The organism is Gilvibacter sp. SZ-19, from assembly GCF_002163875.1.
Taxonomy (GTDB): domain Bacteria; phylum Bacteroidota; class Bacteroidia; order Flavobacteriales; family Flavobacteriaceae; genus Gilvibacter.
The window spans coordinates 2581762-2607380 of sequence record NZ_CP019333.1 but is presented as its reverse complement, the minus strand read 5'-3'; the positions used below and the strand labels follow the sequence as shown (position 1 = coordinate 2607380).

Genomic DNA, 25619 nt, shown 5'->3' with positions numbered 1-25619 from the left:
TCGCTGGTGCGGGGGTGGATTTTGCCCAATGTATAGGCTATTGGTTTACTTTTTTTAAAACAGACAAAAGAAGGATAAACTGAGTGCTACATCCCAGGTTTTATTCAACGAAGCCCGCAATAAGTCCTGAGATCAAAACGCAAATTAGCAGCGCTTTTTGGATGATCAAGTTAAACTTTTTGTCGTCTTGTGTTTCTCTATATTTCTTCATCTGATTAAAACTAATTCCGAGCACGCAAAGCAATAAAAAGAGCCCCAGGGGATAAAGGTATTTGACCATTCCATAAGACAGCGAGAGCATAAGCAGTATTAAAGCGAGTACATAACTACTGCACAAGAATCCAATATATAGGTTTGTTTTTCTGAATCCAGATGCAGCAGGTCTTGACCTAAACAGCAACAGATATAGATTAATTAGTACTAAAAGCAAGCCAGAAACAAAGGCCAATACTATGGCAATTACCTTATTATTTGTTCCAGACAATAACAATTTGTAGGTCAATTGCTGTGCAAATGCTTCGCCTACCCGCGATGCGTTGGTGAAAAATACGAAGCCCCACTTTTTATCCTTGTCTAAGGCAAAATAAGTGGAAAAGCCATCATTGTTACCGCTGTGGGTATATAAGTCGGCAAGATTGAGCACAGAAAGTTTGACAAACCCTAAAGTATAGTCTTGTTCCAGCAATCCACTGGAAATATCGGAATGAGATTTAAACAACTCCTCATATCCTTCAGATGACAAGCCTTTCTGATCCATTATAGCGATCATCCATTTGGAAAAATCCAATGCTTCTGAGTGCAGCGTTGTAGGAGCTACAAAGACCGAATCACGACTAGCCCACCAAGCATTTGCACTTTTGTCGATCCACCGCCCGTTTTGATCATAAGGCTGTACTTTATTTCTGCGCAGATATGCATCCAGAATGAATTTTGTATGCTGCATTTTGAATGGGATTGCTATTCTTTTTTGAAATTCAGCCTCTACACCGGCCCAATTGGTATTTAAAATTTGCCGTACTACTTCTGCCAAATATTGATAACCCTCACCAGAATAATGGTATTCACTACCCGGTTCAAACTGAATAAACAACTCCTTGGTTGGATAATCATCTCGCCAGTTGGGAAATCCCGTGCGGTGAGAAAGAGCCATTCTGGCTGTGATCTTTCGATACCTTTCATCATGAGCTATCGAATGATTAGGCAAGTATTTATAAAGCGGCCTATCCAAGTCTAGCAACCCATCTTCTACCAAAGTCATCACGAAATGCCCAAATACCGGTTTGGATATGGAAGCACCTTCAAAAATAGAAAGGGAATCTACAAGCTGCTGTTTCTCTTTATTGGCATAGCCCTTCACATTGTGATAGACCACACGCCCTTCATTGATAATGGCGATAGATAGACCAGGCATATCCAGAGACTCCATCTTTTTGTCGATAAACGCATCAACTGTTTGCTTGGAAAGACTTGTGCCAAAAAGAGTATTTATAGCAGTAGCGTCTTTAGTACAACTCCATAGGCCTTGCATTATTAGTATTAAAGTGGGGAGTTTAACCCAAATCCTTTGTCGCATATTTTTTTTCGCAAGCTATTCACTGCATAAAAAAATATCCACTCGAATACCTAAATAGTTATTAAGTACGAACTTTTAGGGACGAAATTAAAGCGTACTGAGTCCTTCTTTATAATTTTTGCTCACTGGAATCTCGATCTGGGTAAGTGAAAGTGTTTTACTGTTCTTCCAAGATCGAAAATGATCTGTGTTAATGAGGTGCGATCGATGCACCCGGAGGAGCTCTGGGATTTGCTCTTCAATTCTTTTAAGTGAAGTACGTAAGGTTTTTTTCTGCAAACTTCCATCTGCTAAAAAAAATACATCCACATAATTTTGAGAACTCGACACGCATACCAAATTGGACCAAGGTAACTTTAAATAGTCCAATTTATATGTCCCTCGAATAATCACGGACTTTTCTGTGCTTTCCGTATCCTTCACCAGATACATTCTGGCAAAAACGAGCAGCGGGCTTAAGACCACAGCAGAAGGCATAAATACCTTGAAAAAAAAATCGGGTAAATCATAAAGGCCATTTAAAAGTTCGCTGCGGTGATAGGCATAACTGGGCAGCAAAGCCACGACATAGAAAAGCAAGAGCAGGGAAATTTCATAGCGAATATTCCATTGCTGTAATTTATCGTATAGCTGCTTCTGTATTGGTATTATAAACAAATAGCAAGCCGTAACGATTAGGCTGTATCCTAAGGCTTGTATGATCCACTGCTGTAATGACAATGATTCCTCCTGAAAGGGTCTAACGAGCATTATAAAAACAAACAACCAACTACCAACCAAAATGGCAATGATAAAGTTGGGTTGAAATGAAGTCTTTATACTGTGCATCAAATTTGAGCTGGATGAGCTCGAGTAATAATTAATTAACAGATTAAAGTTAAGAGTTTTTAGTGGACATTTGAGCTAGGTAGCCGCGCAAGCGGAAAGCGCTGGTTGGATTACTCGCAGCGCTCGTGATCCCAGACGGGAATCCTGGGCATTACCGCAATGAAGTTCTGCTTGCAGAACCAAACATCCTGTGGATGTTTGATGAAGGTAGCCGCGATAGCGGAAGGCACTGGCTAGGGATTGCTTCACTGCGTGAAGCATCCCAATAGGGTATCCAATACATTACCGCAATGAAGTTCTGCTTGCAGAACCAAACATCCTGTGGATGTTTGATGAAGGTAGCCGCGCAAGCGGAAAGCGCTAATAGGATTACTCGCTCTTCGGCCTCCAAAGCCGTTGGCAAAGGAGGCGCGCTCGTGATCCCAAAGGGGCATCCAATACAACCATAGAAACCCACAAACGGCAATGCCGTTTGGGTTTTTTGATTACACGGGCTTACGAAAGCAGGGATTGTTTTGCGATGCAAAACATCCCAGGTGGGAATCCTGAGCAAGCATTGAACCCACAAACGGCAAAGCCGTTTGGGTTTTTTAATTACGGCCGCTTACAAATGCGAGCATTTGCCGCGGCCTTAAATTAAAAAACCCGCAACTCTCGTTGCGGGTTTCCTTTTGCGGAGAAAGAGGGATTCGAACCCCCGGAGGTGTGACCCTCAACAGTTTTCAAGACTGCCGCATTCGACCACTCTGCCATTTCTCCTTTAGCGGATGCAAATATAATCACTCCTTTGTTTTATAAAAAAGAAATATGTGCTTTTTTAAACTATTTGAATTGCAATTATTGCGGCCTGTTGATCGGGATACCCGGCAGGCTAAAGGGCAGGTTCACCCCAAAGGACCAATAAGGCACATCTAGGGTAATGTTGTAATTGATCCCTATACTTAAAATGTTATTGAAAGCCGTTAGCACCAAACCCGTTCCAAATTCTGGGTCACCGTTGGTATCAAAATCAGGCGTGGAAATAGAAACACCTAAGCCTGGGCTCAATAGATCGTTGTAAAAACGGGAGTTGCGGCTACCCACTTTTAGCAAAAGTCCGGCCGAAGGGGCATACAAGAAGCGCCGCTCTTGTAAGGCCTCCACCCCAGATAGGCTGTCTGCGTTATAGGGATCGGCCATGATAAGCCCAACATAGGTTCTGGAGAACAAGCCTAGTGTTTGCATTTGCAAATTCCAGGGTTCTAACTTTCTTATTTCATAATCGTCCGGATTAGTACTCGTTGGATCTTTACCTTCTTTTGGAATACCGAGCAATAAATTAAGCTCTAAGATATCTCCGTCTTCACGCTTTCCGGAACGGGTCAGGCGTAAATATCCTTCGTCTGGCAAATTGTCCAAAGTGAAGCGTTTAACCTCCTTACCCAAGGCTAAATTGTCTTGATATCTATTCTGATGCCCTTTCAGTATCCCAGCCAAGTGATCAAAGGCTGCATAGAATTGTGTCATCGTCGCTACACAAGCCTTTACGTCCTTACCTAAAGCTTCTGCCTTTGCAGCTAAGGCGCGAATCGCTTGCGCAAGCGCATCAAAGTCTGTAAAAACCTCCTTTAAAGACGCTAAACGATTCTTGACCTGCTGGATCAGCGAAGTGATCTGAAAAACCGAATCTATGTCTAAGTTGGTCACAGTATTCTTTACCGTCTCTACCAAAGCCACCATAGCCTCGTATTGAGCAATAAGTTCTTTAGCCTTGGCGCGCACCGCCGGACTAATGCTTGCGGCTATACTCCCATCTGTCAAAAAATCGGTAATGCTATCCTTTACTTCAGAGACGCATTTAAGCTCCGGCAAGGCTGCCAAGAACTTCGACTTGAGCTCTTCGAAGAGACTGACCCGTCTCGCATTATTCGCCTCAGCCTGGGCCTTGATCGCCTTAAGACGTTCCAGCTGGTCGTCACTCAAAGTAGTCACCCAACGCGGTACTTCGTAAAAATCTTGTTCGCTATAAGTATCAAAGTTGTCTATATGAACGCGACCTGCCGAACCCAGATCGGTCTGCAAATAAGCAACCATGCTCACAAAATAGACGGTGTTTGGCAAAACGGCCAGCCGTGACTTTAACGAATCCAGGTCTTTGTTCAGGTTGGTAAATATGTAGTATTCTTTAGAGACCCCTGCGCCATTATCGAATGCAGTTTTATGATTCTGCTGCCAATTGGCATACAACGACAAAGTTTCCTGATATACGCGAGTTTCGGGCCCACCGGCTACTAAGGTGTTGTAAAAACTAGTAAGGCCTTCGTAGAGTGATTCCATATTTTCTACGTTCTCCAAATTAGAGTCTAAGGCATTTAGCACTTGCTCCTGCGTACTCAGCGCCGCTTCGAATTGACTTATCTGAGCTTGTAAAGCCGTGTTCTGGCGCACCGAGGGAATGATCTCCCCTATTCGTTCTCTTAAAGCGGATTTGTCTATACGCAGTTTGAGATCGGCATTGATATCTACAATTTGAGAGCCGTCATAAGTGATCTCAGTGGTCTTCTTGCCTTTCTTTTCGGTAATGTTCACTATGGCCTTTTGGGCGGTCATCCCATAAGAGACAAGCAGTAATAAAAGTGTTATTGCGGTTTTCATAGGTAGGATTTAGAGGGATTGTGATTCGGCTTCAACATATAGGTGTTCGAGACGGACAAAATCCATCACGCCATTTTTGTGAATGCGGCTATTTGCTTTTCGAGGACCTAAGGTCAAACAAAAACATTTGATCTCTTCATAAGGCGTATCATCTTGGATCACTTTAGCAGTAATTAAAAAGTGTTCGAGTTTGTCCTTTAATACGACATGATTTTTAACCCACATGATCTTTCGTTTAAAGCCTCCGGGAGAAGTTGATGCCAGATCGTCTGCGGTCTGAACACCTTTTACTGTTGCTTCTGTATTTCCCAACACGACCATCAGTATACAGTTCTCATCGTGTAGTTCCTGGTACAATTTTTCTGCTTTGGACAGATCATCTAGGGGGATCTCCGTGGTGTAAAGTAGTGCCATAAATAGTGCGATTAGTTGACTTAAAGATACAGGGAGCTTGTGAAAAATTGCTCCCCCTTAGCGGGTATTTTTAAAATCGGGTGTTTTTACGTGCTAGAAGTTGCGGATTTGTTTTCACAAATATTTCACAGTAAAGACTGTGGGATTCTGTTATCTTTAGCGATCAAAATCAAGCAAATAAACTCAGAATGAAATACACTTTATTAGCGCTACTTACGGGCTTTGTCATTAGCTGCGGACCGGCTCAAAATGCAAAAAAAGTCACCAAGACCAATGTCGATTATGCTTCGACCATTACTGTAGACGATCTTAAATCGCATTTATACACCTTTGCCGGCGATGAAATGCAAGGGCGTATGACAGGTTCTGAAGGTCAAAAAATGGCCGCAGAATACTTAGTGAACTTCTACAAGGCCGAAGGTATAGCCGGAGGCGTAACTGCAGAAGACTACTACCAAGAGATTCCCGCTAGCTATTTCTCTCGCGCTAGAGACCCTAAAGATTCAGAAAACGTATTAGCATTTATTAAAGGATCTGAGTTCCCTGACGAGGTGATCGTGCTTTCTGCGCATTACGACCACGTAGGAACCGACAAAAAAGGCAATGTCTATAACGGCGCAGACGATGACGGAAGCGGAACCGTGTCTATGTTAGAAATGGCTCAGGCTTTCCAACAAGCCGTAAAGGAGGGGAATGGCCCTAAGCGTTCCATTCTATTCTTGCACGTTACCGGAGAAGAGATTGGCTTGTACGGTTCGCGTTACTATACTGACAATCCTGTCTATCCATTGGAAAACACGGTTTGTAACCTAAATACGGACATGATCGGTCGTATAGACCCAGACAAGGCCGGCGGACCGGATTATATCTACCTTATTGGTAGCGATAAGTTGAGTCAAGAGTTGCACGATGTTTCTGAGATGATCAACAGCAAATACGTAAACCTAGAATTGGATTATACCTATAATGACGAGAACGACCCGAATCGTTTTTACTACCGTTCAGATCACTACAACTTTGCCAAGAACAATATTCCGATCATCTTCTACTTTAACGGTACTCACGAAGATTATCACCAGATCACAGATACGCCAGACAAGATCGAATACGAACTTATGGCCAAGCGTGCGCAACTCATCTTCCTAACGGCTTGGGAAGTGGCCAATCGCGAGGGTAGAATCACTGCAGATAAGGTTAAGCCTTAAGCAAACAGTATAAAAAAATAAAAACCGGCCTAGTGCCGGTTTTTTTAGTGCTTTTAACTTCAATTACTATTCCTGCTGATCAAACATACGCGCTATGATAACCGTATGAGCAAAGGTAATAGCTCCTAAGAACGAAAAGAAAATGGTGAGAAAAGATTGATTCCCGCCTTCCATCAGCTTAAAGAAAACCACCAAACCAACTATAGATGCCAGCCATACCCAAATAGCACCACGCAGGTATTTTTTCACACTTTGTTTGTTGACCTTACCGTATAGATAAGCGACCTGTTCTTTTATGGAAGGCACACTGTGCCAAAAGATAAAGTAAATGGTAAAGGCCCATACCAAGGACGCCCATCGAAACAGAACCGCAAACACTACAAGCAAAAAAAGTTCTTGAACTGCCTTTGGAGGACTGATCATTTTAGCTCCTATATAATAAGGTAATATAATCGCAAAAAGGCCTGCTGCAATTAAAAGACCGTAGGCGTACCACATTTTGGGTACGGCAAACTGTGTCAACTGTTCGATTACCTGGCTGGTCTCCACCGGATTCAAAAAGAAAAGTAAGAACAATATACCCAAACCATAAGCCGCAAAGAACAGCTTATTGAGCGGGCTTCTGCCTAGGTATTCGTCCCAGTGTTGTTCTCCGAAATGATATCCACTTACGCCTATAAACAAGAAAAGCGCCAACAGAGGTGCTGTAAAGAACAAACTGAATGCAGCAAACACTACGGCCAAATAAAGTGCTAATCTGGTGTAAAAAGTCGTCTTTTTCTTCTTAAAAAAAGTACGTCCTAAAAGTTGCAGATCGTTAGACCCGTGCAATAAACCTACAGAAAACAGCAAGCTAAATGCTAAAATTGACTGTGATCCGGCCTCAAAATAATTCGTTAGCCAAAGGCTGAAAAACGTAATGATAATCAGTATTTCCCGTGTTTTAACCATTTATATTGTTTAACGAATATGTTAATTTATTAAACAAAGTACGTATTTTTTGTTTAATTATTCGTAATTTTATTTAAACATTTTATTTAATAATTCATACGTATATGGAAAATTTTGCTAACCTTATTTCACTGGTTCCTAAGTTGGCGCCAGACGATTACGTAGGCTTCACCTTCTTTGTAGGGTGCATGGCCATGATGGCAGCTTCTGCCTTCTTCTTTTTGTCTATGAACAGTTTTGACCGCAAATGGAGAACATCGATTCTCGTTTCTGGACTCATCACGTTCATAGCTGCAGTACACTATTGGTACATGCGCGATTATTGGGCAACCAATATGGAATCGCCAACCTTCTTCCGTTATGTGGATTGGATTCTTACCGTTCCACTAATGTGTGTGGAGTTCTACTTGATCCTCAAAGTGGCCGGAGCCAAAAAATCACTCATGTGGAAGCTTATCTTGCTTTCCGTAGTGATGTTGGTAACAGGATACTGGGGAGAAGGTGTGGACAGAGACAATGCCTGGTTATGGGGTCTTATCTCTGGTATCGCTTACTTCGTTATTGTTTACGAGATCTGGCTCGGTGGTGCTGCAAAGCTCGCCAAGCAGGCTGGTGGTTCAGTAGCGAGCTCACACAAGATCCTTTGTTGGTTCGTGTTGGTCGGATGGGCAATTTACCCAATCGGTTACATGGCTGGTACCCCAGGATGGTATGAAGGAATCTTTGGCGGATTGAGCATGGACGTATTCTACAATATTGCAGATGCGATCAACAAGATCGGATTTGGGCTTGTAATTTACAACCTAGCAGTGCAACAAACTTCGACAGACCAGTAAGCACACCCACTTATGTGATTTGCGCCTAGGGCGCATGTGGAAAACCCTCCAGGCTATCGTGGAGGGTTTTCTTTTTAATGCATTGTAGCTTAACAAAAAACCCGCGAACTAACGCGGGTTTTTCAATCATTCAATTTCCATTGAAATTATCCGTCACAAGGTACTTCTGCACCTACATCCAAATGGATTCCGTAGAATTCATTCATAGGTACAGTAACGGTCATGCTAGAAGCTCCAGCACTTGCCGTAAACTTGTGATCGAAAAGTCCAGGGCTTGGATTCCCAGATGGACTAGTATCGTAATCTTGGATCTTAATGTTGTGGTCTGCAGAATCGTCTGCCATATCGTAATAGAAAATAAATCCATCTTCTAAGGCGATATCCAGATCTACCGTTCCATCACCATTGTCATTAAAGGTAACGGTTCCGGCGTAGTTGGTCTTTCCTGCATAAATATCAACCGATTCACCATCTCCCGGATAGGCGGTATAAGTTGCCCAATTTCCTCTGTTGGTGTAACGCTCTCCATCGGCCCAAGCAGTTTCATCTTCAAAACACTCCGACGGATCTGTATCACAAGGAGTTTCAGAAAAACAGAAGGTCACGTGGCTTAAACCATAAGGCGTGCCATTAGCAGGGTTTATAGGTGCGTGCAGGTCCGAATCAGAACAGGCACCATCGGGGTAATAATATACATTTGCTCCAGGGCCACCTTTTACAATCACTGCACATACTTCATAGTCCGTAGACCAATCAAAGTAGATCCCATCGCTGTTGAGAATTTTAATGGAGAGGTCAAAGTCTGTCGGCGTATTACCGTACTGATCTGTGTTGGTATTATAAATACCGTTCTCAGGCGAATCGTCGATCTTCCAGGAGAAATCACAGCCCGCACCCGCTTGTTCACATTCCGAAGCAGCATCACCAGAACTCCAGGGTACAATGGTCACTGGGGTTACTGCCTCTGCAGCAATATCATCTACAACAACAAGGTCGCGGTTTACATCATTGGTCTCTGTGTAGGGTTCAGAGGTACAACCAATAAATAACAGGCTAACGGCAAATACCGTTAAAATCGAATTTTTAAGGATTTTCATAAAGTGAGGTTTTGCGATGAACTGGGGGAGTCATCATTGTTTAAGTTAGTTAACCGGTGAACGTCTGTCCCGGGGAACTGGCCTAACATTCACAAGAGGAATTTAACACAAATCAACTAACCGTACAAAAAATACGGTAAAACCCTACTTTTTCTTACAAAATTAAGAGCTATTTCAATATAATGCGATGCAAAAAAGCTATTGGTCACCATTTATCGGTGAGATCATGATATGCGCTCTGTGGGTTCCAGGGTTCATGATCCAGGGATGATTCGCCGCTATGGGAGATTCCGGTAAGCCTGTAGACTCTGCAGTGGCAAAGGGCATATAGACTACATAACGCAATTTAGCCTTCTCTACAGCGCCGCTCTCCGGGTCGTAGTTCGTACTTGGCCCAAAATAGATATGCAAGGTGGCTCCGGTGGGAATTGGTAGCGTCCCTGCCTTGGCCTCAGCCTCACGGATGGCGAAGATCTCATCTGGACTTTTACCTTCCGCCCGCAGGGCACGACCACGCGCCATGAACGGCTCCAGATCCTTATGGTAACAGGCCGCATTGAATCCTTTGCGACTGCTATCGTCTACCAAAACAATAAACTCATTGGTCCCTTCTCTAAAGGTCACAAATTCTCCCGCTGCATTGTAGCCAATAACCTTAGCTCCTGCCCTTCCCGCTTCTGGCGCAGCTAGCAGTGCCGTTTGTATCAAGGCCTCATCCGAAGCGATAGGTATATAATTCACCTGAGCAACCGCGGCCGTATCAACAACTGTTACTTGCTCTGTGTCTGAGCTATTGTTTTTATTAGCTTCTTTGCATGATATAATACAGCTCAGCCCTAGGCCTATTACTAGAAAGGAAAATGGTCTCATGGTGTACGGTGTTAGTTTAGTAGCTATAGTAAGTATCGCTTTTTAGGTAATACTTGCTATTTTAAAGGTAGTTAAAATCTTGAATTAGAAGGACCAAGCCAGGAGGGCATTCTAGGTCTTAAAACTTTTATTTAGAATTTGTCTAAATAATTTTTTTAAGCCGATGGCCTACCGTACTTTTGTCTGGCTTATGCAAAAAATACAGCACAGATCGGTCAATAAAATCCTAGTTATCGCCCTGCTTTTTATGGTGATAGGCACGGCTATGGAGCTTTATCTGCTAGATCATTACGAAGATAGCTTACAGCTTATTCCGCTACTCTGTCTGGCAGCTGCCCTACTGAGTTTTGCAGTAGTTTTGTTTAGGCCAAGTAGCCATAGCCTTGTAGTCTTTAAAGCCGTTTTAGGCTTGAATGCCTTAAGCGGTCTGGTGGGGATCTATCTTCATCTAGAAGCCAATTACGAGTTTGAATTGGAGATGAAACCCGGAGCTGCAGGCTGGGAGCTGTTTACCGAAAGTCTGGCAGGAGCCCTACCTGCTCTAGCCCCTGGCAGTATGATCGCATTAGCACTAATTGGATATTCTTACACCTTATTAATCAATAAAAAATCATGAAAACTTTGCACAAATTATTCCTAGTGACCTTAGTTGCATCCCTGAGCTTTACTGCATGTAAATCAGAAAAACAGGCAGAGACCACGGAAGAAACTACCACAGAAACTACTGCTACGGAGCAAAAATCCGAAGCAACTGAAAATACGGCTACCGTTGTTTTAAACGCAAACCTGGCCACGGCAGAAGAACTTCAAGGTATTGGTATGTCAGAGGAGCTTGCCACCAAGGTGATCGAGAACCGCCCGTATTTGACGCTTGCTGACTTTGCTGCGCAATTAGGAGAAGACGTTAGCAAAGAGAATATGTACAAAAAGATCTTTGTTCCCTTTAACCTAAACACCACTCCGGAGGCCGATTTTAAACAGATCCCGGGAGTAGGCGATAAAATGGCCCACGAATTCGAGGAGTATAGACCTTATACCTCTGTGGCGCAGTTCCGCAAAGAGATCGGCAAGTATGTAGACGAGGCGCAAGTGGAATATTACCTGAACTATGTCTTTGTGCCGGTTGAGCTCAACACAGCTTCTAAAGAAGATATCAAGGCCTTGCCAGGTGTTGGCGATAGAATGACTCACGAGTTCGAAGAGTATCGCCCGTACACCAGTATGGAGCAGTTCCGCAAGGAGATCGGAAAATATGTGGACGACAAGGAATTGGCCCGTTTGGAGCGATTGGTTTATCTAAAGAACTAAGACCTTTTAAATACAATGAAAAACCCCGGAGATTCCGGGGTTTTTTGGTTTGTTGCCTTGTGCATTAAACTGCTCTTAAGGCCCTGGCGCGATTTTTGATAATTTTCGGGCATGACCAAAAAAGTAGTCAAATTCATTATTCTTATTCTTACGCTTCAAGGATGCATTCCTTTAAGTTTTGCACCAAGTATTGAATCTTATGAATTAATAGCGACTAAAAAGTTTTCCAAAGAGCTACCCTCAGGATATGGTTTCGTTTTCGAAGACCCGAAGTCTGCGAACGAATTTTACTATTACATCAATAGTAAATTCGACTTGAACTTCTCGGAAGAAGAATTCAATATACCCGTGGAACTCAATGGTAAAGCATTGTATTTAAGTTTTTACGAATGCGAACGCACTACCAAAACTATTAACCTTATTCCTATACTACTAGATGCCAAACGTGAAGACAACGGAAACGAACCTATTTTTCAAGACCAACACAGCACGCGCAATGGTCATTGGTACATAGTAATTACCGTTCGCGATGCGGCATTAAAGGACCTATTACATCCAGAAAATGAGCAAGTTATAGAAGTTTCTGAGTTTTTAGAATCGCTACGTAAGGAGTATTTATCTACCTATCATTATAACGAATTGATTCTAATAGGTGATAACTAATACATGCCATTAACGAATTTCATGCAATACACTTTGCGTCATTAAATTGCCATTGGCCTTATAAGATTCTTCTTTGATCATCCCTACGCCTTCGGCTATCCATTGTTTGGCAGTCAAATTCTGTCGCATGCCACCAACGCTGACACTGTTGGTATAGGTCACGACATAGCATTCAAAGGTTCCTGCTGCTGTGGTAAGGGTTTCTAAGGCAATTACCTTCCGATCTGTCATAGTAATGGTGGTCGTAATAGCCATTACCCCTGCATCTACCCGCATCTCTATCGAAGCATCTGGTAGCTCCTGACCCACACTTAAGGAATTCGGATAAAAGATATCGTCTCCGCTTATACTGTATTCCATCCCTTCATACTGTCGTATTTGTGCAGACATAAGTGAGGTCGGATCCAGACGCGTCACTCCCCCCTCACAAATAGCGTCGAAACTACTTTGGGTAATGCTCCTGCCGCGTTTGTCTTTGATCTCTGTGTTTATGGTCATCCCACCCGAATGTACATCGGTTATGGTGTAGTCGATTATGGTCTCTAATCGCCCTCTTTTATCCAATTGATGAATAACCAGCGTCTGCCCCTCTGTAGTCGGATACAAACTGCTGCAATTGTCCTGAGCCAGACCGGAACTTAGAACCAGAGTACTTAAAATAACAAGTATAGATTTCATTAGATATATTTTATTGAACACTTAGGTCTTTGACTTTCAAAGGTGTATTGTGATGCTACAAGTTAAACAATTCCCTTTAAGTGACTTATATAACTATTCACATAGGGTAAGTGACCTGCTTGACGTTTATGTTGGGCGCCCCGTGAAGTAGAACAAGTTCACTTCACGGTCGCGCTATTCGCTGCAACTCCTCGCTCGTTATACTCACTGTGGGGTTTACGCTACTATCGCTGGCGCGGGGGTACGGGGTTGTATCACTTACCTGTCCAATAATCGATAACCTTGGAATCTTCGAAGCGGACATACAAGAATACTGGATCCATTTCCGCCCAACCTATATTATAGATAAATAAATCCATTGTCTCGGCATGAGCTTTTCTCCATTTCGCCAGTTCTTCTATTCGATTCGCTTGATCTTGCTTTGGAAGTTTAACTATTTTTTTAGCCGATAGAGAATCCGGTAAAGTCTTCGCTACCTTCCGATCTACACGATTCTCAGTAGAACTATTGTTAGGAGTGCCTAGCATCTCAAGAATCTGTTCTTTAGTCATCGATTCTTTTAAGTGGTTATCCATTAAGTCTTGGACCATATTCTTGCGAATATTATCTCGAGATTCTATAGCTGATGAGGCATTCTTCCAATTATCAGAATTGAATTGGCCTGTGCAGTTATTGAAAACAAAAAATAATACGAGAATGTTAAAATTAATTTTCATTTGATAGTTAATATGGCTGGGGAGAGATTTATTTAGAATATACTATCTATCGAAATATAAAGAGATATTTCGACATAAACTTGTTTGAAAACTCCACGGTTCGCGTTACAGCCATTTGATTCTCAAATGGCTGTGATCCGGGAGGGGGAACCTGCTAGTAAAGCCCACTGCAATCTACGATTGCAGTTCTTTTTTTGTCCGCTCAAAGCTGGAGCAGACTGAACCAAGAGGTCGCGTTACAGCCATTTCCTTCGTAAATGGCTGTGATCCGGAAAGGGGGAACCTGCTAGTAAAGCCTCAACGGCTTCGCCGTTGGGGTCTTTTTTTGTCCGCTCAAAGCTGATGCAAGCTGAATCCAGAAGTTCGCGTTACAGCCATTTGCTGCGCAAATGGCTGTGATCCGTGAGGAGGAACCTGCTAGTAAAGCCTCAACGGCTTCGCCGTTGGGGTCTTTTTTTGTCCGCTCAAAGCTAATGCAAGCATCGCTTTGGCGTACAAAAAAAGCCCTCGCACATGCGTGCGAAGGCTTTACTGGGTGGAAGACCGGGTTCGAACCGGCGACCTCTGGAACCACAATCCAGCGCTCTAACCAGCTGAGCTACAACCACCATTTTTCGATTATCATACTGGTTTGCTAATAAGCGGAGGCAAATATAATCACTTTAATTCCACAGCGCAATATGCGGGCCAAAAAAATTTTACTTCAAATCGTATAAGCTGTCTACGGCCACATAGCGTTCTACCGTGAATCCTTCGGCGTAGTCCACACCTATCAAACGCCCCAGGTCTCTAGCTCTGTAACTTATGCTCTCTTTAAAATTAGAGCTGCTTATTGGCGTAGACGGGTCGTCGCTATTCGGATCGTAAAACTGACTCGTGTAGGCAAAGACAGCTTCTTCTTTCTTTTTAATGAAATCACCCACGTTCACCACAAAATCGGGTTCTAAGTTCTTCCATTGAATATAATGGTAAACCAACTTAGGTCTCCAGGCTTGTTGCTGCTGTCCATTATGGGTGGTCTCTATTCGGCGTAACCCGCTCAAAAAACAAGCATCGCTGGCCAGTTTGGCGCCTTTGCCGTGGTCAATGTGCCTGTCATCTACAGCATTGCAAAGCACAATATCCGGTTGGTATTTGCGCAATATTTCAATGATCTTGAGCTGATTCTCTTTAGAATTGGTAAAGAACCCATCTGGAATGGCCAGATTTTCTCGCACCTCTACTCCAAGTATTGCTGCAGCCGCCTTGGCCTCTTGTTCTCTGATCTCTGGGGTGCCTCGGGTGCCGAGTTCTCCACGAGTAAGATCCAAGATACCTACTTTCTTACCTGCTGCTATTTCTTTTGCCACCGTGGCTCCGCAACCCAATTCAACATCGTCCGGATGCGCTCCTATGGCCAGTATATCTAATTTCAAATGCTCTTAATTTACAGTTTGTATTTGCGCTGTCTTTTGCAATGCAGCGACTATATCGGCCTGAATGTCTTCTACTTCTTCTATACCTACAGAGAATCGAATAAGTTGTTCTGAGATTCCTTGTCTAGCGCGTTCTTCTTCTCCCAACAAGAAATGAGAGGTCTTACTCGGCAACAACATGGTAGACTCCACTCCCGCCAAACTCATCGAGGGTTTTATTAAGCTAAGGGCTTCTAAAAAGGCCTCGGCATTGATCCCGGCTGCCAGCTCAAAGGACATCATGCCGCTAAATCCACGCATTTGTCGTTTAGCCAGTTCGTGATCCGGATGCGACTCCAAACCTGGATAATACACCCGTCCTATTTCCTCTCGGGCATCTAGCCATTTGGCCATCTCTAGTGCATTCTTATTCTGCTGCTTTACGCGTAAGGCCATGGTCTTCATGCTGCGTTCCAACATCCAGACAGTCATATCACTCAGGCTACCACCAAAGTTCTTGGCCAAGTTCCATATCCTATCAATATGCTCCTGAGAAGCTGCCACCGCTCCTGCACAAATGTCGCTGTGCCCACCCATATATTTGGTCGCACTGTGGATCATAATGTCGATCCCAAAATCTTTGGGTGTCTGATTTATGGGAGATGCAAATGTATTGTCTATCATGCTCACCAGGCCGTGTTTCTTAGCCAATCGACCTATCATTGCCAGGTCTGTCACTTTCATGAGCGGATTAGATGGCGTTTCCACATAGATCACTTTGGTCTTGTCGGTAATGGCAGTCTCAAAAGCCGCCTCACTGAGTCCTTGGGTAAAGCTATAGTCGATCCCGAACTTCTCAAATTCCTCCACAACCAAATTATAAGTACCTCCGTAGAGCGCCTCTTGCAAGACCACATGATCTCCTTTTTGCAAAAAGGCCATCAGGGTTGTGCTCACAGCAGCCATTCCACTACCAAAGATCAGGCCGGCCTCTGTGCCCTCTAATGCGGCTACTTTTTTAGACAGTCCTTCTTGGTTGGGCGTATTGAAATAGCGCGGATAGCGCTTAACATCAACGCCTTCATAGGCGTAAGAACTGCTGAGATATATGGGCGATATCGCTCCTTTGAACTGCTCGTCAGGGACTTCCCCTGTGTGCGTGCAAACGGTATTTAAGCCGAGTTTTCCTTGGGCCATGATCCTGTGGTTTAATGCTTCTAAATTACGAAAAATGTGAGACTCAAATCGCGAGAGCTTTGTTATCTTTACCCAACAACCGCAGCAGTGTTTACATGATCCTTATAAAGAATATCAAAGGCCTAGTCCAAGTGCGTGAAAAGTCACCGAAATACCTCAGTGGTGCACAAATGCAAGAACTTCCTGTATTAGAAAATGCTTGGATCAGCCTAAAAGATGGTCGCATCTATGACTTTGGAAGTATGGACAATTGTCCTGAAAATGACACTTCCGATGTGATCGATGCACAGGGATCATTCGTATTACCTGCCTGGTGCGATTCTCACACCCATCTGGTCTATGCCGGCAACCGAGAAAAGGAATTCGAGTTAAGGCTCAAAGGCGCGACTTATCAAGAGATCGCCGCCGCAGGTGGAGGTATACTCAACTCTGCAAAGACCTTACAAAATACTAGCGAAGAGGAGCTATACCAACAATCCGCAGCGCGATTAAAAGCTGTGATGCACATGGGCACTGGCGCCATTGAGATAAAAAGTGGATACGGTTTAGAGCTCGAAGCAGAAATGCGCATGTTACGCGTAGCTCGAAGATTGGGTGAAACCTTTAATATTCCCGTGAGAACTAGTTTTTTGGCGGCACATGCAGTGCCGGAGTCCTTTGAGACTTCTGGAGCATATGTAGCACACATCATAGCTGAGATGCTGCCAAAAGTGGCAGAAAGTGGTCTAGCGGACTATATTGACATATTTTGTGAGGACGGCTATTTCTCCTTGAACGATACCGATCAGCTACTTGGAGCAGCGGCAGCTTACGAACTCCGACCTAAGATCCACGTGAACCAATTTACCGCAGAAGGCGGTGTTGCACTTGGTGTTGACCATAATGCCCTAAGTGTAGATCATTTAGAAGAATTCACCAAAGCAGACCTAACGGCCCTTAAAGGCAGTGAAACCATAGCTGTAGCCTTACCTGGCTGCTCCTTTTTCTTGGGGATTCCTTACACGCCCGCAAGACGGATCATCGATGCAGGATTGCCTTTGGCCTTAGCCACAGATTACAATCCTGGGTCAGCACCGAGTGGCAATATGAACTTTGTGGTCTCTGCAGCCTGTAGTAAAATGAAGATGACTCCACAAGAAGCCATTAACGCAGCCACAATAAACGGAGCCTATGCTATGGGCTTAGAAAATGAGGTTGGCAGTATTACCAAAGGAAAACGCGCCAACCTGATCATTACAGAAAACATACCTTCTATTGGATACCTGCCCTACTCCTTTGGGCAGAACCATATTAAAGAAGTCATTATTGGCGGGCAACGCCTAAATTCATCCAACTAACTAAAATGCAAAAACAACTTATAGAATGCGTACCCAATATCAGTGAGGGTCGTGACGCTAAAAAGATCCAAGAGATCGCTCATGTCGTAGAAACCGTAGCTGGCGTAAAGCTATTAGATATCGATCCCGGAGCGGCCACCAACAGAACGGTGATCACCTTTGTGGGAGAGCCTGAGCCTGTTATTGAGGCGGCATTTCTATTGATCAAAAAAGCCAGTGAACTCATCGATATGCGTGGCCATAGTGGGGAACATCCGCGTTTTGGAGCCACAGACGTATGTCCTTTGGTTCCTATAGCCAACATCAGCTTAGAAGAGACTGCCCAGTATGCTCATCGTTTAGGCGAGCGTGTCGGGAAAGAGTTAGGCATTCCCGGGTATTTCTACGAAGCTGCCGCAAAAGAGCCAAAGCGCAAGAACCTTTCTAATTGCCGCGAAGGCGAATATGAGGGTTTGTCCACCAAATTGGCAGACCCGAATTGGAAGCCTGATTTTGGTCCGGCAGAATTCAATGCAAACGTTGCCAAAACAGGCGCAACGGCTATAGCTTCTAGAGATTTTTTAATTGCCTACAACGTTAACCTGAACAGTACTTCTACCCGTCGTGCCAATGCCATCGCCTTTGATATTCGCGAGCGCGGTCGTGTAAAGCGAGAGGGCAACCCCATTACAGGGAAAAAGGTTTTGGACGAAAACGGTGAACCGGTACTTATCCCCGGAAAGCTCAAGGCTGTAAAAGGAATTGGCTGGTATATCGAGGAATACGGTATTGCACAGATCTCCTACAATTTGACCAATGTATCCATTACGCCTATGCACATAGCCTTTGACGAAACCTGCAAAGCAGCAGACCGCAGAGGTTTACGAGTAACAGGTTCGGAATTGGTTGGTTTGGTACCGCTTAAGGCAATGTTAGATGCTGCGGATTTTTATCTGACCAAGCAGAGCAGATCCTTAGGGATCTCAGAAAGCGAAAAGATCAAGATTGCGGTAAAGTCATTGGGCTTGGACGATCTAAAACCCTTTGACCCCAAGACCCGTATCATTGAGTATATGCTAGAAGAAGACGCCAGTAAAAAACTAGTGGATTTGACTGTTTCTGGCTTTGCCGAAGAGACCGCTGCAGAATCCATGGCTCCCGGTGGAGGTTCTATCTCCGCTTATGTCGGGACCTTAGGCGTGGCCTTGGGTACTATGGTGGCCAATTTATCTGCACATAAAGCAGGTTGGGACGACAAATGGGAGTTCTATTCTAAATGGGCAGAAAAAGGACAGGCCTACAAGGATAAATTACTCTTCTTGGTAGACGAAGACACTAACTCTTTCAATAAGATCATGGATGCCTTTAGACTGCCTAAAGACAATCCACAGGAAGTAGCAGCCAGAAAAGCTGCCATTGAAGCGGCGACTCAATACGCTACAGAAATTCCGTTTCAGGTCATGGAGACCGCCCGGAATTCTATGGAAGTAATGCAAGCCATGCTCAAAGACGGATTACAGAGTTCTCTTTCAGACTCCGCCGTAGGCATACTTTGCGCTAAAACTGCCGTTTTAGGCGCCTATTTCAATGTGCGTATCAATGCCAAAGACCTTAAGGATCGCGAATTTGCAGACAATATTTTGGCACGAGCAGAAGCAATTTATCAGGAGGCACTGGCTATAGAAAATGAGACCATCGCCCTGGTGAACGAAAAGATGTAAACAATGCAGATAGTTGCCTACGATAAACAGTATGCCAAAGCCTTTGAACTACTCAATCTCGAATGGTTGGAAACTTACTTTTATGTAGAAGATTACGACAGAGAAGTTCTTAGCAAAGCAGAGCAATATATCATAAGGCCGGGAGGACATATCTTTTTTGCGGTAGAATCTGGCGTTGTTATGGGCTGTGTGGCCCTATTGAGAATAGAAGACGATCTTTTTGAACTCACCAAGATGGCCGTGTCGCCAGCCGCCCGTGGCAAGGGCATTGGTCAAAAACTAATGCAGCATTGTATTGCTTTTGCGCGATCTCAAAACTGGAAAGGCCTGCTGCTCTACTCCAACCGTATTTTAGAGAATGCCATTCACATTTACAGAAAGTATGGTTTTGAGGAAATTCCGGTAGAGCCAGATTCACCTTACGAGCGCAGCAATATCAAGATGTATTTACCACTGAATTAACTGACTATCAAATTGCTCAATTTCTGCGTATCTTTGTGAGACCCATCAATTCCCTTTAGAATGAAAAAACTAATCCTTGGCCTCTTTACGGCCTTAAGCCTTGTAGGCTGTAAAAACAACGCAAAAGAAGCGGATGTTGACACAACTGCAGACACCACAGCAGCCGTTGCAAAAAGTGAAAAAGATTTTCAGATCCACCCTATAGGGCATGCTACCATGGTCTTGCAATGGGGAGATACCACCATTTATGTAGACCCAGTAGGCGGCGCAGAACGCTTTGCCAATTTTGACAGCCCGGATCTTATTTTGGTGACCGATATTCACGGAGACCATTTAAATGCAGAGACTCTGGCTGCAGTAAGTACGGACAAATCTAAGATCGTTTTGCCACAGGCCTGCGCAGACCGTCTGGGAGCCGATTTCACGGCCCAGCTAGATGTGCTAGCCAATGGAGAGACCAAAACTCGTTATGATATTGCAATCACGGCTATTCCGATGTACAATTTGCGAGAAGAAGACAAAGATAAGCACGTCAAAGGACGCGGAAATGGTTATGTCCTTGAGTCAGACGGCAAACGCCTATACATTTCCGGAGACACAGAAGACATCCCAGAAATGAGAGCGTTAGAGAATATCGATATCGCTTTTGTTTGTATGAACTTGCCTTATACAATGACGGTAGAAAGTGCTGCGGATGCGGTTCTAGAATTTGCGCCTACTACTGTCTACCCTTATCACTACCGCGGAGCCAATGGACTGAGCGATGTAGCTAAGTTTAAAGCTATTGTAGACGCTGGTGGAAAAGAGATCTCTGTAATTCAAAAAGATTGGTATGCCCAGTAAATTGAAGTCTACCGATGGCTTGGTGGTTTTTTGGATCACCAATATTTTGATTCTTACAGTTATTTATTTGTTGGTCAATGCGCCGTCTAATGTGTTTGACGCGAGCTCTTGGTTACTGCTGTTGTGGATCTTCTTTGTTATAAGTATCCCTTCACTGCTCGTGATGGTCTTGGTTCATTTTCTGCTTTTCAGTGTGGACGAGCGCCACAAACGTCTGGGAATAAGACTCATGTCTTGGGTAGCGTTTTTAGTGACCTTTGAACTCTGGAAAGCCACCGACGGTCAAACCAATTATTTGGCCCCTTATTTTAAGGAGACCTTTGCTTGGGCAGCAGCTATACTCGCGATAAGTCATTTTTTGAGCTACAAACTCATAGGTAGAATCCGCAGAAAAAACGAAACTTCCCTTAGTTCTTAGGGGTTCTAAATTTATCGAACCATGCCAAGGTGTGCGCTACTTTGGTGATTAAGTTGCTCGGTCTGGAAGCAATACCATGCGAAGCATCGGGAATCTCTACCAGTACGGTTTCTATTTTACGCAGCTTTAAAGCGTGGTACAATTGCTTGGCCTCACTAGGTGGCGTGCGCAAGTCATTCATACCTACCATGACCATGGTTGGGGTCTCAACATTACCGACCAAAGAGATCGGTGAGAATTTCCAATAGCCTTCAAAATTCTCCCAAGGTTGCCCCGGGTAACGACTGTTGGCGTATCCGTAGTAATTGTCTGCCACCAAGGTCTTACTGATCCAGTTCATTACTGGTTTGGCCACAACGGCAGCTTCAAAACGATTATTCTTACCAATGATCCAAGCCGTCATGATCCCGCCTGCGCTACCGCCAGTGACAAAGAGTTGGTCTTCATGAGCGATGCCTTTGCTTATAAGCACGTCTACTCCATCCATCACGTCCTGATAATCATCGCCCGGATAGTTGTTAAACAGCAAATTCCCAAATTCTTCACCATAACCGGTACTTCCCCGTGGATTCGGATAATAAACAATATAACCAGCTGCAGCATAGAGTTGTATCTCCGCAGAGAAACGGTCGCCATAATTTAAAATTGGCCCCCCGTGGTTCTCTATCATCATAGGGTATTTTTTATTCGGATCGTAATTGGGAGGATAAACCACCCAAGCTTGCAGGTCTCTTCCGTCTGTGCTGGCCTTGTACCACAACTCCTCCACTTTTCCGAGGGTTTTATGACCTAACAGATCTTCGTTAAGGGCTGTGAGTTGTTTGGGTTTGGCACTCTTCGCCATAAGTAATGCAACCTCTGCCGGACGGTCTGGTTTAGACAAACTAAAGGCAATATCGCCGCGCTTAGAAACGCTATAGCTTCCGCTCGCATAAGGTCTTCCCAAGCTTGTGCCGCCGATGTGCTCTGCCACCACTTTGTGAGAACCTCCTAAATTGTATTGCGCCACTTTGGTGTCTCCAAATTCGTCATACATAAAATAAATACGCTTGCCATCTGCAGACCATTGGATATCCTTCACAGATCGGTCCAAATTGGTCAACACTTCACGCTTATTTGTTCCGTCCACGTTCATGAGTCGAAGTCGTGTAACTTGATAGGTCTGCACCTTGTCTTGATACCCTAAATAGGCTACTGTTTTGCCGTCTGGAGAAACTACAGGGCTTCTGTCTGGCCCAGCAGCGCTTGTCAGGGCCTTAATGTCTCCCGTTGCAACTGTTAAGGCGTAGACTTCCGAGTTTCTAAAATCATATTCCCAATCCGGATTTCTATTGGCAGAAAAAAGGAGTTGTTTGCCATCTGGTGTCCAGCTCAAAGATCCCCCGTGATTAAAATCGCCACTACTCAATTGTCTAGGGGTTCCTCCGCTGGCGGGCACAACAAAAATGTGTGTAAAACCAGGTTTTAGATAACCCGCACCATCGGCCTCGTGCTTTAAGCGGTCTGTGATTCTAGGGGCATCGGCCCATTTGGCACCCTTAGGCTTGGAAGGCATCTGCGCAATAACCGGAGCTTTGGCATCTACTTTCATAGTAAAGGCGATCCACTTGCCGTCAGGTGACCAAGTTAAATTAGAGGGAGATTTCTCCAACTGGGTCAAACGTGACGTACGGCCGCTATCCATCCACATAACAAAGATCTCCGAACCTTTGTCTGAACTGCTTCTGTAAACCAATCGATCGCCACTAGGTGACCAACGTGCACTCCCTTCACTTACGTCATTAGGAGTTAGTTTTTGGTGGACCTTTCCATCTGCGCTCAGCAACCACAAATTACCAAAAGAGCGGTCTTCCATTATATCGAAGCCCGTGCGTCTGTAAACAATTTGACTCCCATCTGGACTGATCTGCGGATCTCCGGCATATTCCAGTTCAAAGACATCCAGAGGTTGGAATACCTCTTGGGCAGTGGTTGTAATGGCTAAAAACAGGGCTAAACAGAGGGAAAGTGTACGCATAGTTGTGAGTTTGCTTTACAAGTTAATAAAAGGATCGAATCCACAAGCATACCCAAAAAAGGAACAACGCTATTGGTGTATTATCAGGCCAAAAGAGCTAACAATTCCGTAGCCTGATACAACTCTTTAAAATGCGGATGCTCCACAGGTTCCTTGACCACTTCGTGCTCCCAGGTGGTATGAAATGGGATATGAATTGCGTAAGAACCTATCTCTAGCACAGGCAGAATATCGGACTTGACCGAATTACCTACCATAAGGAATTCCTTGTTGCGAACGTCTAAATGCCGCACCAATTTGTTGTATTCTTTCTGAGTCTTATCAGAAACGATCTCTATATGATGAAAAAAGGGCTCCAACCCTGATTTAATTAGCTTGCGCTGCTGATCCAACAGATCGCCTTTGGTAGCGACCACCAAGCGATACTTGCCCACCAAGCCTTCTAAGGTATCTTCTACACCATCCAAAACCTCCACGGGGGCTTCCAACATCTCCTTCCCCATCGCAATTAGCTGATCTATGGTCCTTAGAGGAACCTTATTGTCCGAGATGCGCATGGCGGCCTCTATAAGAGACAATACAAAAGGTTTAATGCCATAACCGTAAAGCGGCAAGTTTTGCATCTCGTAACCGAACAACTCCCTATTGCAATCTTCTTTTTCTGCAAAAGGTTCCATCAATTCGCAAAAGCGTTCCTCTGCCTGTCGAAACAGCGGTTCGTTCACCCATAAGGTGTCGTCGGCATCAAACGCAATGGCCTTGATGTGGTGCAATTCCACTAGCGGATCAGTTTTTTGTATTTGATGCGTTTTGGCATAAGATCGCCACCCAAACGCTTTTTCTTATTCTCCTCGTAATCGCTAAAACTACCTTCAAAGAAATAGACCTGACTATCGCCCTCGAAAGCTAGGATATGTGTACAAATCCTGTCTAAGAACCAACGGTCGTGAGAGATCACTACGGCACAGCCGGCAAAATTCTCCAAACCTTCTTCTAAGGCACGCAGGGTATTCACATCCAAGTCGTTGGTAGGCTCATCCAGTAGCAGAACGTTCCCTTCTTCTTTTAGGGTCATGGCCAGGTGCAAGCGGTTGCGCTCTCCTCCAGAGAGCGTGCTCACTTTTTTATTCTGATCACTTCCTCCAAAATTAAATCGACTCAAATAGGCTCTAGAATTGACTTGTTTTCCGCCCATCATGATCAGCTCTTGCCCATCACAGAAGTTTTCCCAAATGCTGCGTTCTGGATCGATGTTAGAATGGCTTTGGTCTACATAGGCCAGCTTTACAGTATCTCCAACTGTGAACGATCCTTTGTCTGGGGTTTCCTCGCCCATGATCATTCTAAAAATGGTGGTCTTCCCTGCTCCGTTAGGTCCGATGATCCCAACAATACCTGCTTGAGGCAGTTTGAAATTCAGATCCTCATAAAGCAATTTATCCCCATAAGCCTTAGAAACTCCAGTAGCTTCGATAACATTGGTTCCCAAGCGTGGCCCATTCGGAATATAGATCTCTAGTTTTTCGTCAAGTTGTTTCTGATCTTGACTCATCAGTTTGTCATAATTGTTCAGACGTGCCTTTTGTTTGGCTTGACGTCCTTTTGGAGCCATTCGCACCCACTCCAATTCACGCTCTAAGGTCTTTTGACGCTTACTGGCTTGCTTTTGCTCCTGAGCCAAGCGCTTGGCCTTTTGATCTAACCAGGAAGAATAATTCCCCTTCCAAGGGATACCTTCTCCTCGGTCTAATTCTAAGATCCATCCGGCAACATTATCTAAGAAATAACGGTCGTGAGTTACGGCGATCACGGTTCCTTTGTACTGTGATAAATGATGCTCCAACCAATGAACGGATTCCGCATCCAAGTGGTTGGTAGGCTCATCCAATAAAAGAACATCTGGTTCTTGAAGCAGCAAACGGCACAGAGCAACCCTGCGTCGCTCTCCTCCAGACAATACATTTATAGGAGTTTCTGGCGGAGGCGTTCTAAGCGCGTCCATAGCGATCTCCAATTTGGTATCTAGGTCCCAGGCATTGGTGGCGTCTATCTTGTCTTGCAATTTGGCTTGCTTGTCCATGAGCTCCTGCATTTTGTCTGGATTCTCATAGACTTCCGGCAAACCGAACATATCGTTGATCTTGTTGTACTCATCCAGTACATCGACCACCTCTTGTACACCTTCTTTTACAATATCGATGACCGTTTTAGATTCATCTAGCTTTGGCTCTTGTTCTAACAAGCCCACGGTAAAACCAGGGGCAAAGACCACATCGCCTTGGTAGTTCTTCTCTACCCCGGCAATGATCTTCATCAGCGTAGATTTACCACTACCGTTAAGACCCAAGATCCCGATCTTGGCTCCGTAGAAGAAGCTTAGGTAAATGTCTTTTAGTACTTGTTTTCCGGTTGATTGATAGGTTTTAGAAACCCCGGACATCGAAAAGATGACCTTCTTATCGTCACTCATATATACAG

Annotated in this window: 24 protein-coding genes and 2 tRNA genes; 10 read left to right on the top strand and 16 right to left on the bottom strand. The window is 44.3% G+C overall.

What is annotated here, in order from left to right:
* Positions 1-100: 100 nt before the first annotated feature.
* The 5 genes from BTO09_RS12175 to BTO09_RS12155 all read right to left on the bottom strand — a co-directional run bounded on the left by BTO09_RS12175 (position 101) and on the right by BTO09_RS12155 (position 5449).
* A complete protein-coding gene (locus tag BTO09_RS12175) occupies positions 101-1528 on the bottom strand; it encodes a serine hydrolase (RefSeq protein WP_198356480.1) in 1428 nt (475 codons plus the stop codon).
* Positions 1529-1660: 132 nt separating this feature from the next.
* Positions 1661-2401: a LytTR family DNA-binding domain-containing protein gene (locus BTO09_RS12170; protein WP_087525042.1), complete on the bottom strand. Its 741-nt coding sequence runs from the start codon at positions 2399-2401 to the stop codon at positions 1661-1663.
* 674 nt (positions 2402-3075) lie between these two features.
* A tRNA-Ser gene (locus BTO09_RS12165) sits at positions 3076-3160 on the bottom strand.
* Positions 3161-3238: 78 nt separating this feature from the next.
* Positions 3239-5035 carry a hypothetical protein gene (locus BTO09_RS12160; protein WP_157663504.1) on the bottom strand — a complete coding sequence of 599 codons (1797 nt, stop codon included), beginning with the start codon at positions 5033-5035 and terminating at the stop codon, positions 3239-3241.
* A gap of 9 nt (positions 5036-5044) precedes the next feature.
* Positions 5045-5449, bottom strand: a complete 405-nt coding sequence (locus BTO09_RS12155) for a hypothetical protein (protein ID WP_087525040.1) — start codon at positions 5447-5449, stop codon at positions 5045-5047.
* Between the two features lie 188 nt (positions 5450-5637).
* Between BTO09_RS12155 and BTO09_RS12150 the strand changes: the two genes are divergently transcribed.
* Complete coding sequence (locus BTO09_RS12150; protein WP_087525039.1) at positions 5638-6654, top strand: M28 family metallopeptidase; 1017 nt, start codon at positions 5638-5640, stop codon at positions 6652-6654.
* 66 nt (positions 6655-6720) lie between these two features.
* Here the strand turns inward: BTO09_RS12150 and BTO09_RS12145 are convergent, their stop codons facing one another.
* Complete coding sequence (locus BTO09_RS12145; RefSeq protein WP_087525038.1) at positions 6721-7605, bottom strand: Brp/Blh family beta-carotene 15,15'-dioxygenase; 885 nt, start codon at positions 7603-7605, stop codon at positions 6721-6723.
* A 104-nt stretch (positions 7606-7709) separates the two neighbouring features.
* On the opposite strand from BTO09_RS12145, the gene BTO09_RS12140 reads away from it, so the two are divergent.
* Positions 7710-8441 (top strand): bacteriorhodopsin-like, encoded by a 732-nt coding sequence (locus BTO09_RS12140; RefSeq protein ID WP_087525037.1) that lies wholly within the window; start codon positions 7710-7712, stop codon positions 8439-8441.
* A 146-nt stretch (positions 8442-8587) separates the two neighbouring features.
* Here the strand turns inward: BTO09_RS12140 and BTO09_RS12135 are convergent, their stop codons facing one another.
* Positions 8588-9538: a hypothetical protein gene (locus tag BTO09_RS12135; protein ID WP_087525036.1), complete on the bottom strand. Its 951-nt coding sequence runs from the start codon at positions 9536-9538 to the stop codon at positions 8588-8590.
* 198 nt (positions 9539-9736) lie between these two features.
* Entirely contained in the window at positions 9737-10408 is a 672-nt protein-coding gene (locus BTO09_RS12130; RefSeq protein WP_087525035.1) for a hypothetical protein, read from the bottom strand.
* A 163-nt stretch (positions 10409-10571) separates the two neighbouring features.
* Between BTO09_RS12130 and BTO09_RS12125 the strand changes: the two genes are divergently transcribed.
* The 3 genes from BTO09_RS12125 (at position 10572) to BTO09_RS12115 (ending at position 12379) form a co-directional block, all read left to right on the top strand.
* Positions 10572-11024 carry a hypothetical protein gene (locus BTO09_RS12125; RefSeq protein WP_087525034.1) on the top strand — a complete coding sequence of 151 codons (453 nt, stop codon included), beginning with the start codon at positions 10572-10574 and terminating at the stop codon, positions 11022-11024.
* Positions 11021-11716 (top strand): helix-hairpin-helix domain-containing protein, encoded by a 696-nt coding sequence (locus tag BTO09_RS12120; RefSeq protein ID WP_087525033.1) that lies wholly within the window; start codon positions 11021-11023, stop codon positions 11714-11716. The genes BTO09_RS12125 and BTO09_RS12120 overlap by 4 nt, the downstream gene beginning before the upstream one ends.
* Positions 11717-11827: 111 nt before the next feature.
* Positions 11828-12379, top strand: a complete 552-nt coding sequence (locus tag BTO09_RS12115; RefSeq protein ID WP_087525032.1) for a hypothetical protein — start codon at positions 11828-11830, stop codon at positions 12377-12379.
* A 9-nt stretch (positions 12380-12388) separates the two neighbouring features.
* Here the strand turns inward: BTO09_RS12115 and BTO09_RS12110 are convergent, their stop codons facing one another.
* From BTO09_RS12110 to BTO09_RS12090, 5 genes are all read right to left on the bottom strand, one after another.
* Positions 12389-13057, bottom strand: coding sequence for a hypothetical protein (locus tag BTO09_RS12110; RefSeq protein WP_157663503.1), 669 nt, complete (start codon positions 13055-13057; stop codon positions 12389-12391).
* Positions 13058-13311: 254 nt separating this feature from the next.
* Positions 13312-13773: a hypothetical protein gene (locus tag BTO09_RS12105; protein WP_087525030.1), complete on the bottom strand. Its 462-nt coding sequence runs from the start codon at positions 13771-13773 to the stop codon at positions 13312-13314.
* A 533-nt stretch (positions 13774-14306) separates the two neighbouring features.
* A tRNA-His gene (locus tag BTO09_RS12100) sits at positions 14307-14382 on the bottom strand.
* An 89-nt stretch (positions 14383-14471) separates the two neighbouring features.
* Positions 14472-15188, bottom strand: a complete 717-nt coding sequence (gene bshB1, locus BTO09_RS12095; RefSeq protein WP_087525029.1) for a bacillithiol biosynthesis deacetylase BshB1 — start codon at positions 15186-15188, stop codon at positions 14472-14474.
* A 6-nt stretch (positions 15189-15194) separates the two neighbouring features.
* Positions 15195-16364, bottom strand: a complete 1170-nt coding sequence (locus BTO09_RS12090) for a PLP-dependent aspartate aminotransferase family protein (protein WP_087525028.1) — start codon at positions 16362-16364, stop codon at positions 15195-15197.
* Between the two features lie 95 nt (positions 16365-16459).
* Here BTO09_RS12090 and hutI point away from each other — a divergent pair, with 95 nt between their 5' ends.
* From hutI to BTO09_RS12065, 5 genes are read left to right on the top strand one after another with little or no spacing between them, the layout of a single operon-like run.
* Positions 16460-17701, top strand: a complete 1242-nt coding sequence (gene hutI / locus BTO09_RS12085; RefSeq protein ID WP_087525027.1) for an imidazolonepropionase — start codon at positions 16460-16462, stop codon at positions 17699-17701.
* Between the two features lie 5 nt (positions 17702-17706).
* Positions 17707-19401, top strand: coding sequence for a glutamate formimidoyltransferase (gene ftcD, locus BTO09_RS12080; protein WP_087525026.1), 1695 nt, complete (start codon positions 17707-17709; stop codon positions 19399-19401).
* A gap of 3 nt (positions 19402-19404) precedes the next feature.
* The gene (locus tag BTO09_RS12075; protein ID WP_087525025.1) at positions 19405-19863 is read left to right on the top strand and encodes a GNAT family N-acetyltransferase; all 459 of its coding nucleotides are present in this window, start codon (positions 19405-19407) and stop codon (positions 19861-19863) included.
* A gap of 60 nt (positions 19864-19923) precedes the next feature.
* Positions 19924-20706 carry an MBL fold metallo-hydrolase gene (locus tag BTO09_RS12070; protein ID WP_087525024.1) on the top strand — a complete coding sequence of 261 codons (783 nt, stop codon included), beginning with the start codon at positions 19924-19926 and terminating at the stop codon, positions 20704-20706.
* Positions 20696-21124: a hypothetical protein gene (locus BTO09_RS12065; protein WP_087525023.1), complete on the top strand. Its 429-nt coding sequence runs from the start codon at positions 20696-20698 to the stop codon at positions 21122-21124. The genes BTO09_RS12070 and BTO09_RS12065 overlap by 11 nt, the downstream gene beginning before the upstream one ends.
* Here the strand turns inward: BTO09_RS12065 and BTO09_RS12060 are convergent.
* The 3 genes from BTO09_RS12060 to ettA all read right to left on the bottom strand — a co-directional run bounded on the left by BTO09_RS12060 (position 21114) and on the right by ettA (position 25611).
* Positions 21114-23141: a S9 family peptidase gene (locus BTO09_RS12060; protein ID WP_087525022.1), complete on the bottom strand. Its 2028-nt coding sequence runs from the start codon at positions 23139-23141 to the stop codon at positions 21114-21116. The two genes, BTO09_RS12065 and BTO09_RS12060, sit on opposite strands and share 11 nt — an antisense overlap.
* 83 nt (positions 23142-23224) lie before the next feature.
* Complete coding sequence (locus tag BTO09_RS12055) at positions 23225-23920, bottom strand: HAD family hydrolase (RefSeq protein WP_369826877.1); 696 nt, start codon at positions 23918-23920, stop codon at positions 23225-23227.
* A complete protein-coding gene (gene ettA, locus BTO09_RS12050; protein WP_087525021.1) occupies positions 23920-25611 on the bottom strand; it encodes an energy-dependent translational throttle protein EttA in 1692 nt (563 codons plus the stop codon). The genes BTO09_RS12055 and ettA overlap by 1 nt, the downstream gene beginning before the upstream one ends.
* Positions 25612-25619: the final 8 nt, after the last annotated feature.

Excerpts from the sequence above, each read along its gene's own strand:
- BTO09_RS12175 (WP_198356480.1), bottom strand. The coding sequence starts at position 1,528 with ATGCAAGGCCTATGGAGTTGTACTAAAGACGCTACTGCTATAAATACT.
- BTO09_RS12170 (WP_087525042.1), bottom strand. The coding sequence starts at position 2,401 with ATGCACAGTATAAAGACTTCATTTCAACCCAACTTTATCATTGCCATT.
- BTO09_RS12160 (WP_157663504.1), bottom strand. The coding sequence starts at position 5,035 with ATGAAAACCGCAATAACACTTTTATTACTGCTTGTCTCTTATGGGATG.
- BTO09_RS12155 (WP_087525040.1), bottom strand. The coding sequence starts at position 5,449 with ATGGCACTACTTTACACCACGGAGATCCCCCTAGATGATCTGTCCAAA.
- BTO09_RS12150 (WP_087525039.1), top strand. The coding sequence starts at position 5,638 with ATGAAATACACTTTATTAGCGCTACTTACGGGCTTTGTCATTAGCTGC.
- BTO09_RS12145 (WP_087525038.1), bottom strand. The coding sequence starts at position 7,605 with ATGGTTAAAACACGGGAAATACTGATTATCATTACGTTTTTCAGCCTT.
- BTO09_RS12140 (WP_087525037.1), top strand. The coding sequence starts at position 7,710 with ATGGAAAATTTTGCTAACCTTATTTCACTGGTTCCTAAGTTGGCGCCA.
- BTO09_RS12135 (WP_087525036.1), bottom strand. The coding sequence starts at position 9,538 with ATGAAAATCCTTAAAAATTCGATTTTAACGGTATTTGCCGTTAGCCTG.
- BTO09_RS12130 (WP_087525035.1), bottom strand. The coding sequence starts at position 10,408 with ATGAGACCATTTTCCTTTCTAGTAATAGGCCTAGGGCTGAGCTGTATT.
- BTO09_RS12125 (WP_087525034.1), top strand. The coding sequence starts at position 10,572 with ATGGCCTACCGTACTTTTGTCTGGCTTATGCAAAAAATACAGCACAGA.
- BTO09_RS12120 (WP_087525033.1), top strand. The coding sequence starts at position 11,021 with ATGAAAACTTTGCACAAATTATTCCTAGTGACCTTAGTTGCATCCCTG.
- BTO09_RS12115 (WP_087525032.1), top strand. The coding sequence starts at position 11,828 with ATGACCAAAAAAGTAGTCAAATTCATTATTCTTATTCTTACGCTTCAA.
- BTO09_RS12110 (WP_157663503.1), bottom strand. The coding sequence starts at position 13,057 with ATGAAATCTATACTTGTTATTTTAAGTACTCTGGTTCTAAGTTCCGGT.
- BTO09_RS12105 (WP_087525030.1), bottom strand. The coding sequence starts at position 13,773 with ATGAAAATTAATTTTAACATTCTCGTATTATTTTTTGTTTTCAATAAC.
- BTO09_RS12090 (WP_087525028.1), bottom strand. The coding sequence starts at position 16,364 with ATGGCCCAAGGAAAACTCGGCTTAAATACCGTTTGCACGCACACAGGG.
- hutI (WP_087525027.1), top strand. The coding sequence starts at position 16,460 with ATGATCCTTATAAAGAATATCAAAGGCCTAGTCCAAGTGCGTGAAAAG.
- ftcD (WP_087525026.1), top strand. The coding sequence starts at position 17,707 with ATGCAAAAACAACTTATAGAATGCGTACCCAATATCAGTGAGGGTCGT.
- BTO09_RS12075 (WP_087525025.1), top strand. The coding sequence starts at position 19,405 with ATGCAGATAGTTGCCTACGATAAACAGTATGCCAAAGCCTTTGAACTA.
- BTO09_RS12070 (WP_087525024.1), top strand. The coding sequence starts at position 19,924 with ATGAAAAAACTAATCCTTGGCCTCTTTACGGCCTTAAGCCTTGTAGGC.
- BTO09_RS12065 (WP_087525023.1), top strand. The coding sequence starts at position 20,696 with ATGCCCAGTAAATTGAAGTCTACCGATGGCTTGGTGGTTTTTTGGATC.
- BTO09_RS12060 (WP_087525022.1), bottom strand. The coding sequence starts at position 23,141 with ATGCGTACACTTTCCCTCTGTTTAGCCCTGTTTTTAGCCATTACAACC.
- ettA (WP_087525021.1), bottom strand. The coding sequence starts at position 25,611 with ATGAGTGACGATAAGAAGGTCATCTTTTCGATGTCCGGGGTTTCTAAA.